At 33.8% G+C, this 12625-nt stretch carries 12 protein-coding genes; all 12 read right to left on the bottom strand.

From position 1 onward, the window contains the following. Nucleotides 1-2: 2 nt before the first annotated feature. Nucleotides 3-2450 (bottom strand): DNA translocase FtsK, encoded by a 2448-nt coding sequence (locus C8C83_RS02140; protein ID WP_121326223.1) that lies wholly within the window; start codon nt 2448-2450, stop codon nt 3-5. A gap of 19 nt (nt 2451-2469) precedes the next feature. After that, nucleotides 2470-2844: a diacylglycerol kinase family protein gene (locus tag C8C83_RS02135; protein WP_099711194.1), complete on the bottom strand. Its 375-nt coding sequence runs from the start codon at nt 2842-2844 to the stop codon at nt 2470-2472. Nucleotides 2845-2853: 9 nt separating this feature from the next. Further along, nucleotides 2854-3351, bottom strand: coding sequence for a thiol peroxidase (tpx, locus tag C8C83_RS02130; protein WP_121326222.1), 498 nt, complete (start codon nt 3349-3351; stop codon nt 2854-2856). 343 nt (nt 3352-3694) lie between these two features. After that, nucleotides 3695-3952: a hypothetical protein gene (locus tag C8C83_RS02125; protein ID WP_017495510.1), complete on the bottom strand. Its 258-nt coding sequence runs from the start codon at nt 3950-3952 to the stop codon at nt 3695-3697. Between the two features lie 107 nt (nt 3953-4059). After that, on the bottom strand, nt 4060-4368 hold the full coding sequence (locus C8C83_RS02120) for a thioredoxin family protein (RefSeq protein WP_007805605.1): 309 nt from the start codon (nt 4366-4368) through the stop codon (nt 4060-4062). A gap of 173 nt (nt 4369-4541) precedes the next feature. Continuing rightward, nucleotides 4542-5180: a peroxiredoxin gene (locus C8C83_RS02115; protein ID WP_055098566.1), complete on the bottom strand. Its 639-nt coding sequence runs from the start codon at nt 5178-5180 to the stop codon at nt 4542-4544. A gap of 136 nt (nt 5181-5316) precedes the next feature. Further along, nucleotides 5317-6930, bottom strand: coding sequence for a glycoside hydrolase family 3 N-terminal domain-containing protein (locus tag C8C83_RS02110; protein ID WP_121326221.1), 1614 nt, complete (start codon nt 6928-6930; stop codon nt 5317-5319). A 2-nt stretch (nt 6931-6932) separates the two neighbouring features. Next, entirely contained in the window at nt 6933-7382 is a 450-nt protein-coding gene (locus C8C83_RS02105) for a GNAT family N-acetyltransferase (protein ID WP_121326220.1), read from the bottom strand. Nucleotides 7383-7510: 128 nt separating this feature from the next. Next, on the bottom strand, nt 7511-7852 hold the full coding sequence (locus C8C83_RS02100; RefSeq protein WP_121326219.1) for a hypothetical protein: 342 nt from the start codon (nt 7850-7852) through the stop codon (nt 7511-7513). 23 nt (nt 7853-7875) lie between these two features. Then, on the bottom strand, nt 7876-9417 hold the full coding sequence (locus C8C83_RS02095; protein WP_121326218.1) for an MFS transporter: 1542 nt from the start codon (nt 9415-9417) through the stop codon (nt 7876-7878). Further along, nucleotides 9404-10978: a family 10 glycosylhydrolase gene (locus C8C83_RS02090; protein WP_121326217.1), complete on the bottom strand. Its 1575-nt coding sequence runs from the start codon at nt 10976-10978 to the stop codon at nt 9404-9406. The genes C8C83_RS02095 and C8C83_RS02090 overlap by 14 nt, the downstream gene beginning before the upstream one ends. Before the next feature lie 431 nt (nt 10979-11409). Beyond that, nucleotides 11410-12618, bottom strand: coding sequence for an anhydro-N-acetylmuramic acid kinase (locus C8C83_RS02085; RefSeq protein WP_121326216.1), 1209 nt, complete (start codon nt 12616-12618; stop codon nt 11410-11412). Nucleotides 12619-12625: the final 7 nt, after the last annotated feature.

The following is a 12625-nucleotide window of genomic DNA, read 5'->3' as shown; positions in this document are numbered from 1 at the left end:
GATTAATTTTGTTCATTATTAAAAAATTGATCAAGAGCACTCAAATCAGATATGTTCACACTTCTTGCTTTACTGCCTTCAAACGGACCAACAATTCCAGCTGATTCCAGCTGATCGATCAAACGACCGGCTCTGTTGTATCCTAATTTTAATTTTCTTTGCAATAATGAAGCTGAACCTTGCTGCGCGTTAACAATAATCTCTGCCGCTTCTCTAAATAAGGTATCTCTTTCGGAAATATCCATATCAAGATTAATGCCAGTTTCTTCTCCAACAAACTCCGGAAGCAAATATGCTGTGGCATACGCTTTTTGGGAACCAATAAAATCCGTAATTTTTTCGACCTCGGGAGTGTCAATAAATGCACATTGTACACGAACAACATCATTTCCGTTGGTATATAATAAATCTCCACGACCAATTAATTGATCAGCTCCTTGTGTGTCCAGAATAGTTCTCGAGTCAATTTTTGATGTTACTCTAAAAGCAATTCTGGCAGGGAAATTCGCCTTAATCAAACCTGTAATAACATTAACAGATGGTCTTTGTGTTGCGATAATCAAGTGAATACCAATCGCACGCGCTAACTGAGCCAAACGCGCAATAGGAATTTCTACCTCTTTTCCGGCAGTCATAATTAAATCGGCAAACTCATCGACAACTAGTATAATATAAGGAAGAAAACGATGTCCGGCTTCGGGATTTAATTTTCTAGCTTTAAATTTTTCGTTGTATTCTTTAATATTACGAACCATTGCGTCTTTCAATAATGAATAACGATTGTCCATTTCAACGCAAAGTGAGTTTAAAGTATTTACTACTTTTGCATTGTCTGTAATAATTGCGTCTCCCGCATCAGGAAGTTTGGCTAAATAATGTCTTTCAATTTTATTGAAAAGCGTAAGTTCTACTTTTTTTGGATCGACCAAAACAAATTTTACTTCGGCTGGATGTTTTTTGTATAAAAGTGAAGTTAAAACAGCATTCAAACCAACAGATTTTCCTTGTCCTGTAGCACCCGCCATCAATAAGTGAGGCATTTTGGCTAAATCGACCACAAAAGTTTCGTTCGAAATTGTTTTTCCTAAAGCAATTGGCAACTCCATTTCGGCTTCCTGAAACTTCGCTGATCCAATAACACTTTTCATAGAAACCATAGTAGGATTCTTATTCGGAACCTCAATACCAATTGTTCCTTTTCCTGGAATTGGCGCAATGATACGAATTCCTAATGCAGAAAGTGATAAAGCAATATCATCTTCTAAGCTTTTAATTTTAGAAATTCTGATTCCTGCTTCCGGTACAATTTCGTATAAAGTTACAGATGGACCAACGGTCGCTTTAATCTGTGCGATTTCAATTTTATAGTTACGAAGTGTATCTACAATTTTGTTTTTATTTTCTTCTAATTCTTCCTGATTAATCGTAATTCCTCCAGTCGAATATTCTTTTAATAAATCGATTGTTGGGAATTTATAATTCGATAAATCTAAAGTAGGGTCAAATAATCCGAAATCTGCAACAAGGCGTGAAGCCAGATTTTCTTCGATAATATCTTCTTCTTCAGCTTTTTCGATAACAAATTCTTCAATGTGTACCGGAGCCGTTGTTACAGGATTAATATCCATTTGAAGAGGTTTTAAAACCGGATTTAAATCAATTTCAGATGAATGATTTATAGTTGGTTTTAAAGCTTCTTTGTTGATTTCGAATTGAGAAACTTCCGTTTTTAGATGGGTATTATCTAATTCAGGATCTTCTTCAATGGCAAATTCTTCCAGATTGTAAGCACTTTCCGGTTGTTGAGGCGTTTTTATCGAATTTAATTCAGAGTTGAATTCTTTTTTAGTAGAATCAAAATAGGACTGAATTTTTTCAGGAGAAAGTTTGATTTTAAAAATCAGATAAACAATTAATCCAAAAAGCAAAGTCAATAAGGTTCCTGTTTTTCCGATGTAATCCTGTAGGAATAAATTTAATTCATAACCAATTGTTCCGCCCAATTCAGGTGCTGAAGTGGCGAAAAATCCAAATAGAACAGAAACAATAATAATAGCAAATAAGTCCCAAAACCATATGTTTTTTAGTTTTTTTAGAGATAATTCTAATGCTAAAAACATTCCGGTAAGGAAAAATAATCGAACTAATACAAAAGAAGCGATTCCAAATCCTCTATATACGATTAGGTCGGCGAGATAAGCTCCGAATTTTCCGAGCCAATTCTCTACAACTTCAGAACGGTCACTAAGCTGGCTAACTGCACTTTGATCAGCTTGCCATTGTCCGTTGACGTAAAAAGAAATGAATGCAACTAATAATGCAACTGAAAAGAGTATCAAAAGGCATCCCAAAACAAACTTTTGTTGTTTGGTTAATTTTCGGGATCTTATCGTCTCCGCTTTTGGTTCGTTTTTTTTGTCTGGAGTTTCCTTTTTTGTTGTTTTTGCCATTATTGGGGTTTCCTATTGCCTATATAAATTTTGGTATATAAATAATCAAGCCTATTGCGATCGCTGTCATTGCAGCAAAAAATACCGCTCCAGCGGCAATATCTTTTATAAATCCGATTCGTCTGCTGTAATCAGGATGAATAAAATCTGCTATTTTTTCAACAGCCGTATTCAATCCTTCGACACTTAAAACTAAGCCGATTGCTAATGTTTGGCAAAGCCATTCAGTTTGCGAAATATGAAAATAAAAACCAGCAATGGTCATGAAAATTCCCAATGAGAATTGAACCATAATGCTGTGTTCTGTTTTTATAAGTTTTACAGCACCGTTAAAAGCATAAGTCATGCTTTTAAGTCGGCCTGTAACAAAAGTATTGTCTTTTTGAAATTCCATTTATTGGTATTATAGTGCTGCTAAAGCTGCTTCGTAATTTGGTTCGTTTGCAATTTCTGCAACTTGTTCTGTATGTGTAATTTTTCCGTTTGCGTCAACCACAATGATTGCTCTTGAGTGTAAACCTGCCAATGGTCCGTCAACGATTTCTAATCCGTTAGTTTTACCAAATGCACCTTCTTGAAAATCAGATAAGTTTACAACATTTTCTAATCCTTCGGCTCCACAAAAACGTTTTTGAGCAAAAGGTAAATCTCTTGAAATACATAAAACTGTAGTGTTCTCTAAGTTGCTTGCACTTTCGTTGAATTTTCTAACTGAAGTTGCGCAAGTTCCTGTATCAATGCTTGGGAAAATGTTTAAAACTAATTTTTTTCCTGCGAAATTGCTCAATGAAGCAACTGATAAATCGTTTTGTACTAATTTGAAATCAGCAAGTTGCGATCCAACTGTTGGTAATTCGCCTGATGTATGAATTGGATTTCCTCCTAATGTTATTGAAGCCATGATTTTTGTTTAAATTAATGAGGTTCAAAAGTAAGGATTAATATTTGAATCTAAAAGTATTTGTTACGGGTTGTCGCTACAATTAAGCTAGTAATAAGATAACGAATAATTTGATGATTTATGTTATCAACGTGATGTTTTGTCTTTGCGAGGAACGAAGCAATCTCACTATAGTTTGCGCTTTTATTTTGTAAAGTTTGATTATTGTTAGTGTGGTTGCTTCGTTCCTCGCAATGACTTTGTTTGTGCTAAAAACTAAAAAAAACAAAAAAAAACGCCTCCTTGGAATGAAAGCGTTTTTTAAGTCATGTTTTTTTATTTCTTCTTAAGAAAAAAAGGTCGATTATTTATCGATAGAACCTAGAACACGTTTCATGAACGCATTTAAAGCTTCTTTTTTATCAGTACCCTGAACTACCATTTTGTGTACTTCAAGTGCACCATACATATTTGAAATTAATTCTCCAATTACATCTAATTCTTCATCTTTTAGAGACGGAATTTCAGTCATCGCTTCCAGAACTTCAATCGTTTCAATGATATAATCCTGATCGTTTTCTTCGATAAATTGGGTCAATTGCTTTATTACGGGTAATTTCATAATTAGATTTCTTAGATTTTTAGACATTCTCAGACTTCTTAGATTTTTTTGAAAATTCAGACATCTTCTAAGAAGTCTAAAAATCTAAGCAAGTCTAATTGATCTCATTAAGCGATAGCATTTACCAGGTCGATTAAAACTTCTTGTTTGTTGGTTTGAGTTTCTCCAACTAATTGTCCGTTTACAAAAGTTGCAAATGTTGGCAAGTTGCTTACATTGGCAAGTTTTCTTGATTCCGGAGAATTTTCTGCATCAACCAAAACAAAAGTGATAGCTTCATTTTCTGTTGCTAATTTTTTGAATTTTGGTTTCATAATACGGCAATTTCCACACCATGAAGCTGAATATTGTACTACTACTTTTTCGTTTTTAGCAACTAAATCTGCTAACGTATCTTCGTTTAAGTCGATTAACATGTTTTTGTTTTTTGAGGTTCTGAGTTACTGAGGTTCTGAGTTGCTAAGTTTTTTAGCTTCTTTGTCTCAGTTTCTTTTGAATAATTTTTGGCACAGAGATTTTAAGTTACTAAGGCTTTAAGAGAAAATCTTAGAGCCTTAGCATCTTAGTATCTTAGAACCTTTAAAAGGAATTAATTAGCGCTTAAGTACTCAGCAGTACTAACTCTGTCAGCAGACATAGCTTCTTTTCCAGCTTCCCAGTTTGCAGGACAAACTTCACCTTTTTCCTGGATATGAGTATAAGCATCAACCATACGTAAATATTCGTTTACGTTACGACCTAATGGCATATCGTTAACACTTTCGTGGAAGATTTTTCCAGTTTCGTCAATAAGGTAAGTAGCTCTGTAAGTTACGTTTGAACCTTCGATGATAACTGAATCAGTTTCTTCGCTGTATTCTGTAGAATCGATATCTAAAATTCCTAAAATGTTAGATAAGTTACGGTTTGTATCCGCTAAGATTGGGTAAGTTACACCTTCAATTCCACCGTTGTTTTTTGGAGTGTTTAACCAAGCAAAGTGTACTTCGTTTGTATCACATGAAGCTCCGATTACGATAGTATTTCTTTTTTCAAATTCTGGTAATGCAGCTTGAAAGGCGTGTAATTCAGTTGGACATACAAAAGTGAAATCTTTTGGATACCAAAACAATAATACTTTTTTGTTGTTGTTTACTGCTTCTTCAAAGATGTTGATTTTTAAGTTGTCACCCATTTCTGAGATAGCATCTACTGCAATACTTGGGAATTTTTTTCCTACTAAAGACATATTTTTCGTTTTACGTTAAAAATTTATTTCTGGTGCAAAAGTAGGGCATAAGTAGATTTACTTACAATAAGATGTAATTATAAAAATTTATTTACCGATAGTATTTAGTTATAAGTGATAGTGGTGGGTTTGTAACTTATTGAAGTTCAATATTTACGGGTAAGCTTCCGTTGAAATTGCTATTTTCAAGAAATTGAATTCCTGCAATTTTTTGAAATTCTTCAAAATCCTGATACGCCTGAATTAATCCTGAAGCCTTAGAAAGATTCGGGATTATTGGCAAAACATACGGATTTCCGAAAACATAAACGATACATTTTTTGGTTTGAAGCAATCTCGAAAGTAAATCTAAAACTTCAGTATTAATTTCGAAATTATTCATTGGTTTTGCCTTTGGAACAAACAATGAAATAATTATAGTTTCGAAATTTTGAAGTTCTTTTTCGATTGAAGAAATATTTGAAACTTCTAAGTTTTCAAAAGCAAATTCAGGAGATTCTAGTTTTGAATTTAAAGTTTTGAAGAATGTGTTTTCTACATTTTTATATAAACTCAATTTTGCTAATTGATTGCTTTTTTGAGATTCAAAAGCTAATTCAGTATTTGAATTATCAATAATTTTAGTAATTGAATTTTGAGCAATTTCAAGATTTAGTTTTGATGTTTTTCCGAAATTTAGTTCTCCCGAAGTAAAATTAGAATTAGCAATAATTCCAACTTTTTCTTTGGCTTTCATGATTCGGTTGAAACTTTCTTCTATGCGTTCTGGCGATGCATTTTTAAGAATTGCTTCGATTCCTTCCGGAACATTTTCGGCAAAGCATAAAACATCGTTTCCAGCGTTGAAAGCTTCCCATTCCAATTCGCCTTTTGTTTCATACAATTTAGAAACGCTGTGCATATTTAACGCATCAGAAATTACCAAACCATCGTAACCCAATTGTTTACGTAAAAGTGTTTCGATAATAGGTTTTGATAATGTTGCCGATGTGTCTTTTTCGTCATTTAAACTCGGAACGGCTAAATGCCCAATCATAATTGAATCAACATTATTCTCGATTCCTTTAATGAATGGATATAATTCGTTTTCTAATAATTCTTCTAAAGTTTCCTTTAAAACCGGTAATCCCAAATGCGAATCAACATTGGTATTTCCGTGTCCGGGAAAGTGTTTTAGACAACCTAAAACGCCAACTTCAGACATTCCGTTAAGATATTCAACAGCAAAATTAGCAACTTTTTCTTTGTTTTCGCCAAAAGAACGATATCCAATAACCGGATTATTCGGATTGTTATTAATATCTGCCAAAGGCGATAAATTATAATGAATTCCAGCAGCTTTTAAGTCTAAACCAATTTGTTTTCCAACTTCATAAACCAAAGCTGATTTACTTTCCGGCAAAGCTCCAAGCGTAATTGCATATGGATATTGCGGAGTTTTTTCGATACGCATTGCCAAACCCCATTCGGCATCAATACTGATTAAAAGTGGAGTAGAAGCGGCTTTTTGGTAACGAACAATTAAGTCTTTGATTTTTTGATAACTATCGTCATTAAAAACAACTTTTTTCTTGCTTTCGTAGTTCGTTGCAGCACTGGCACGACTATGAAAAAAAGTCAATCCGCCAATATTGTGTTCTTTTATCAAACGTTCGGTTTCCTGAATGTTTTCTTCGGTATCGTTTATGAAAACTGCGGGAAAAAAGAATTGTCCCACTTTTTGTCTTAATGCTTGTGCTGTCATTTTCATTATTATAAAGTCTTTTTCATGCAAACGCTATTATCCATTTTTTCGTAAGGAGGATAATTCGGAATTATATTGTAACCTAATTTTTGATATAAATTGATTGCTTCCGGTTGGTTTTTTCCGGTTTCCAGAATAGTATAAGTGTAACCAACTTCTTTTGCCCAAATTTCTAATTCGGCCAAAACCTGAGATGCAATTCCTCTTTTTCTGAAATCAGGATGAACAAACATTCGTTTGATTTCGGTTGAACCGCTTTCTTTTTCTCTAAAAGCGCCACAGCCAACAGGAATGTCATTTTCGTAATAAACGATAGTATGTTTAATCTTATCGGTTTTATTAAACTGATTGTAAAAAGCATGATCTTCGCCGTCTCTAATTGCTAAATCTTTGTCTAACAAAGCAACAAGATTTATAAAATCGATATCGTCTGAATTGGTTCTTTTTAAGGTGCTCATGATTCAATAAAAAATAGTCTGATAAATTATGTCAAAATTTTACCATTAAGAAATTAAGTTCATAAAGCTGTGCTTAAATTGCTTCCTATTTTAATGGTAAAAGAAAATTAAGTTTAATTTAAATCCGCTTATTTCAATTTTGTTTTCTTTTGCTTAGCCAATTGTTTTTTTGTTTCAATCGCTTTTTCCAATCGGTTTTTGAAACGGAAAAGTTTTGGTAAACCTTCAAGTCTGTCTACCAGAGTAATTTCTTCGTAAACGATAATGGCTTTTTCTAAAACTCTAATTTCATTCTCAATATCATTTTCATTTTTATAGATCGTTGCTAATCGATCATAAGGATGATTTCCTTTAAAGCTTTCCTTGACATTTTCCTCATATAACTCAATCGCTTTTTCTAAATTTCCTGTTTTTTCGAACTCAGCTCCTTTTAAGTTGCGTTCGGCCTGCAAATTTTCATTGATTTCCATAGGTAAGATGTTTGATTTGGGGGTTAAACTTCTTCAGATTTTTTCCCAAAATCTTTTGGGAAAATTAAAAAACGTGATAATATAATTCCAGGAATCGTAGCTAGAAATACCCAAATAAAGAAATTTCCGTAGCCTAAATATTCCTGAATATAACCGCTAACCATTCCAGGCAACATCATTCCCATAGCCATAAATCCGGTTGCAAGAGCGTAATGCGCAGTTTTGGATTCTCCTTCAGCTACATAAATCAAATACATCATGAAAGCCGCAAAACCAAAACCGTAACCAAACTGTTCGATTATTACAACAGCATAAATATAATAAATGGAAGCGGGGTGAAAATGCGCCAACAAGATAAAGCCAATTATAGGTAAATGCATGGTCAAAATCATTGGAAGCATCCATTTTGTAAGACCTTGTTTTGAGATTGCAATCCCACCAAGAATTCCCCCTAATGTCAAAGCCATTAATCCAAAAGTTCCATAAATCAGACCAATATCTTCGGTCTCAAGTCCCATGCCGCCTTTTTTAATTGTTTTTTGATTTCCTTTATTAGCAATTAATAAATCTACAAAATCAATTCTGGCCTTGTTTGCATTTTTATATTCTTCTTTATCTTTGTTTTTTACTTCTGCCAGTGGTTTCTTTTGATCTCTCATTTCCACTAAAATAGGCAGTTTAGAATAAAGTGATTGTAATTCTAAATCGGATAATTTTTCTCCATTTTTTACCTTTGAATTGTATAATTCTAATGCCTTTGTCTGACCTTCGTCTAATCCGGTTTCAACTAATTCGTATTTAATTGGATCTACTAAAAAGGGCGTCAGCATTTTGATTAATTGCGATTCTCCTAATCTGAATAATAGTATAAAAGCAAGAACTATTATAATTTGTTTTTTCCTGAAGAAACTTGCAAAAATGCTTGCAAAACTTTGTTTGTTAGTATCAATAGGTTTTTCGCGTGCGTTTATTTCGGTTTTTGGTGTTAAGAAAAAATTATAAACCGTTATAAAAGTCATTAGTAAACCAACAGCAATCATTGTATACGACCAGGCTTTGGTATTGTCTCCGTATTTGCGCTCCAGATGTCCTGCTAATAAAACGATTAATCCGTTTCCGGCTAACATTGCCAGTCTATAAAAGGTGCTTCTGATTCCGATAAAAAAAGATTGCTTATCTTCAGGTAAAACCAATAAATAAAATCCATCGCTGGCAATATCATTCGAAGCGGAAGCAAAAGCAGCAACCCAAAAAATAGCCAAAGTCATCATGAAAAAACCGCTTGTAGGAATGGTAAAACCTACTAATAAAAAGGCAATCGAAATCAATAATTGCATCGATAAAAACCATTTTCTTTTAGTTCCGAATAATTCAATAAACGGACTCCATAACGGTTTGATTACCCAAGGCAGATATAATAAACTGGTGTAAAGGCCAATGTCTTTGTTAGTGATTCCGAGTTTTTTGTACATAATTACCGAAACGGAGATAATTACGGCATAAGGCAAACCGGATGCAAAATTAAGAAGCGGAATCCAGAACCAGGGTTTATTATCTGTTTTCATCAGGTTGTGCAGGGGTATAGATTTTATAATTCTTTTTTAAGTCAATTGCAGTTGGGGTACTTTCGTTTGCAAAATAATCAATAAATGTTACAGCACAAGCTTTGTACTGTTTCATTTTTTCGGCAGCAATAGAAAATACAATTGTTCCGTCATATTGATTAACCGCGATTTTGTCAACTATTTTCGATGGATCATTAATATCTACTTTAGAGACATTTTCTCCTCCATAAATCACCATATAACGAACCTGAGTATTTAATGGAGATTTAATATTGAATACATATTTATTTGTACTGTCTTTTTGAAATTCGTTAAAAACCGGAGTATCAATTACAATGTGTTTCAAATTAGGAACCGCAGCCGGAAGTGCCGGATATTTATATTGGTTTTCTGCTAATAAACGCACCACATCAAAGTTCTTATCCATGAACCATTTAGAACTGAAATAAGCACTTCCGCCAACATTTTTAAAACTTCTGGCAAAATCAACCTGATTTGGAAGTTCAGTAGCAAAATTCCAGCTTTTGTCACCGTCGCCTCTAATTTTATAAGAAGCGTGTCCAATATAAAGTGCTGTATTATTAGAGTTTTCTGACCACCATTTTACTAATTTCGAATAAGAGGCTCTTGGGTTATTCATGCTCCAATACAATTGTGGCAGAATATAATCGATCCATTTTTGGTCCATCCATAAAACAGGATCTGCATACAAATCGTCGTAATTTGCTGTTGATTGAGTTTCAGAACCTTTTGGATCTACTGATTTATTACGCCAAACCCCAAACGGACTTATCCCGAATTGTACCCAAGGTTTGCTGGTTTTGATAGTTGTCGAAATAGTGTGAACAAAGTTGCTCACATTGGCACGACGCCAATCTCCAAGACTCAAACCTGCGCCATATTTTTTGTAAGATGTGGTATCGTTAAATGTTTTTCCGGGAACAGTATAAGGATAAAAATAATCATCAAAGTGAATCGCATCGATATCATATTTATCTACAACTTCTTTTACAACTTTGGTTAAATGTTCCTGAACTTCAGGCAAAGCAGGATCATAATATATTTTTCCGCCATATTCAATCATCCATTCCGGATGTTTAAAAATGTCGTGATTTGGACTTAATTGTTGTTTGTTTAAGTCGAAAGTCGCACGATAAGGATTCAGCCAAGCGTGAAATTCGAAACCTCTTTTGTGCGCTTCCTCAATCATCCAAGCCAATACATCGTAATACGGGTTTGGCGCCTGACCTTCTTTTCCAGTCAAAAATCGTGACCACGGAGCAAGTTCTGAAGGATAAAATGCATCACCAACGCTTCTAACCTGAACGATTACGGCATTATAATTTAGTTTTTTATAAGCGTCTAAAATCTCAATATAATCTGCTTTTTCTTTTTCTACACCATCAGTGGCAGTTTTTGGCCAGTCGATATTTACAACGGTCGCAATCCAGACACCTCTAAATTCGTTTTTAGGATGTACAGTTCTTTCCTGTGCGTTGGATTTCCATCCAAAGAAAAATAAAAATAGTATAGAGAATAATAGTAGCTGATTTTTATGCATTTCAATCTTTTTTAACAGAAACCAAAAATAGTTTTTTTAGATGAGTATAAGAAATTATAATATTAGAATAGTTCCTCTTGTTTTTTCGTCGAATTTATACCTTAAAAATCATGCCCTTTTTTGTAAAAATACCATAATAAACAACTCGATAAAATTATATATAGTACGGAATAAGTAAGGAACACTATCATTTGATTTTCAAAAAACGGATTTATTCAATATCGGCAGACCTAATCTCTAACGTTTATTTGTTCTGAAATATTTTCCGGGTTCTGAACTTTAATCAGAACAATGCGCAAGGTAATATTTCGGAAATCTCATAATTAGGAACAGTTATATGTGTTTTTAAAAATTGAAATACTTATTTTTAGTTTGCAAAATTCTATGTTTCTTTTATGTGTTAAAATTAATTACATTCAACAATGCTTTATTTATTGAGGTAATGAAATTTTTCCCATTGTTACAGATGGAATTCCTTGATAAGAACCAAAATTAAAATCTTCTCCCGCTACGGTTTGATTGGCTAAAATGGCAAATAAAACTGCTTCTTTGGCATCGCCCGAAATCCCCAAATCATCAGTTTTGTGAAATTCACAAGGCAATAATTCTTTTAGCCATTTTACTAATAACGGATTATGTGTTCCTCCGCCCGACATATAGATTTTGAAATCTTCAAGTTTAGAAGCGCTGTTTTTTACAGAATAATAAATCGCTTCGGCAATTGTTTCGGCGCTAAAACGGGTTAAAGTTGCCAATAAATCCGGAGCAGAAATTGTATCAATATTGCTTTTTGCCAAAGCAGCTTTTACGTAAGCTTCGCCAAAAAGTTCCGGACCAATAGTTTTTGGAAATTCCTGACTGAAAAACGCATCGTCTTTCAGATTGTCTAATAACAATTTATTTACGATTCCTTGTTGGGCTATTTCGGCGTCTTTGTCGTAACTTTTTTCAGGATAATATTGTTTTGTAAAAAGATCAATTAAGGTATTTCCGGTTCCGGTATCGGTTACAAAAGTTTCTTCGGCATTTAGAGAAGCAGGCAAAAAAGTAAAATTGGCAATTCCGCCCATGTTTAGCATAATGCGATTTTCTCCCTTTTTTCCAAATAAAAAATAATCGCCATAAACCGCCAATGGAGCGCCTTCGCCACCTGCGGCAATATGTTTTTGTCTAAAATCAGACAGAGTGATAATACCTGTTTTTACCGCAATATGATCGCCATCGCCAATTTGTAAAGTAGCATTTGGAAATTTCTCCTGTTGATGCAAAAACTTTGGAGCGTGTAAAACCGTTTGACCGTGCGATGCAATTAAATCAATTTCATCGGAAGAAATATTACGTTTTTTAAGAAAAGCGTTGATCATTTCGGCGTGTAAAATACCAATCCATTCGTTGAGCATTACCAAATGCTGAAAATCAATTTCTTTCTTCGCAAAAACTTTACGAATCTCAATTTTAATTTCTTCCGAGTAATCGATAGTTTCAAATTGAGTTACTTCGACAGCGGTATTTTGACCTGAGCCCGAAATTTCGCATAACGCAATATCGAGTCCGTCAAGCGAAGTTCCTGACATTAATCCGATGATTTTTCGGGTTTCCTTTTGCGCGATTTGGTAAAGTGCGGTTATGTTTTTGTTCATGAAAATT

This window comes from Flavobacterium sp. 90 (assembly GCF_004339525.1).
Lineage (GTDB): Bacteria > Bacteroidota > Bacteroidia > Flavobacteriales > Flavobacteriaceae > Flavobacterium.
This window is presented reverse-complemented; position numbering and strand designations above follow the sequence as displayed.

Bases quoted from the DNA above. Each gene is read 5' to 3' on its own strand.
- C8C83_RS02140 (WP_121326223.1), bottom strand. From the start codon at position 2,450: ATGGCAAAAACAACAAAAAAGGAAACTCCAGACAAAAAAAACGAACCA.
- C8C83_RS02105 (WP_121326220.1), bottom strand. From the start codon at position 7,382: ATGAGCACCTTAAAAAGAACCAATTCAGACGATATCGATTTTATAAAT.
- tpx (WP_121326222.1), bottom strand. From the start codon at position 3,351: ATGGCTTCAATAACATTAGGAGGAAATCCAATTCATACATCAGGCGAA.
- C8C83_RS02090 (WP_121326217.1), bottom strand. From the start codon at position 10,978: ATGCATAAAAATCAGCTACTATTATTCTCTATACTATTTTTATTTTTC.
- C8C83_RS02110 (WP_121326221.1), bottom strand. From the start codon at position 6,930: ATGAAAATGACAGCACAAGCATTAAGACAAAAAGTGGGACAATTCTTT.
- C8C83_RS02115 (WP_055098566.1), bottom strand. From the start codon at position 5,180: ATGTCTTTAGTAGGAAAAAAATTCCCAAGTATTGCAGTAGATGCTATC.
- C8C83_RS02095 (WP_121326218.1), bottom strand. From the start codon at position 9,417: ATGAAAACAGATAATAAACCCTGGTTCTGGATTCCGCTTCTTAATTTT.
- C8C83_RS02085 (WP_121326216.1), bottom strand. From the start codon at position 12,618: ATGAACAAAAACATAACCGCACTTTACCAAATCGCGCAAAAGGAAACC.
- C8C83_RS02125 (WP_017495510.1), bottom strand. From the start codon at position 3,952: ATGAAATTACCCGTAATAAAGCAATTGACCCAATTTATCGAAGAAAAC.
- C8C83_RS02100 (WP_121326219.1), bottom strand. From the start codon at position 7,852: ATGGAAATCAATGAAAATTTGCAGGCCGAACGCAACTTAAAAGGAGCT.
- C8C83_RS02120 (WP_007805605.1), bottom strand. From the start codon at position 4,368: ATGTTAATCGACTTAAACGAAGATACGTTAGCAGATTTAGTTGCTAAA.
- C8C83_RS02135 (WP_099711194.1), bottom strand. From the start codon at position 2,844: ATGGAATTTCAAAAAGACAATACTTTTGTTACAGGCCGACTTAAAAGC.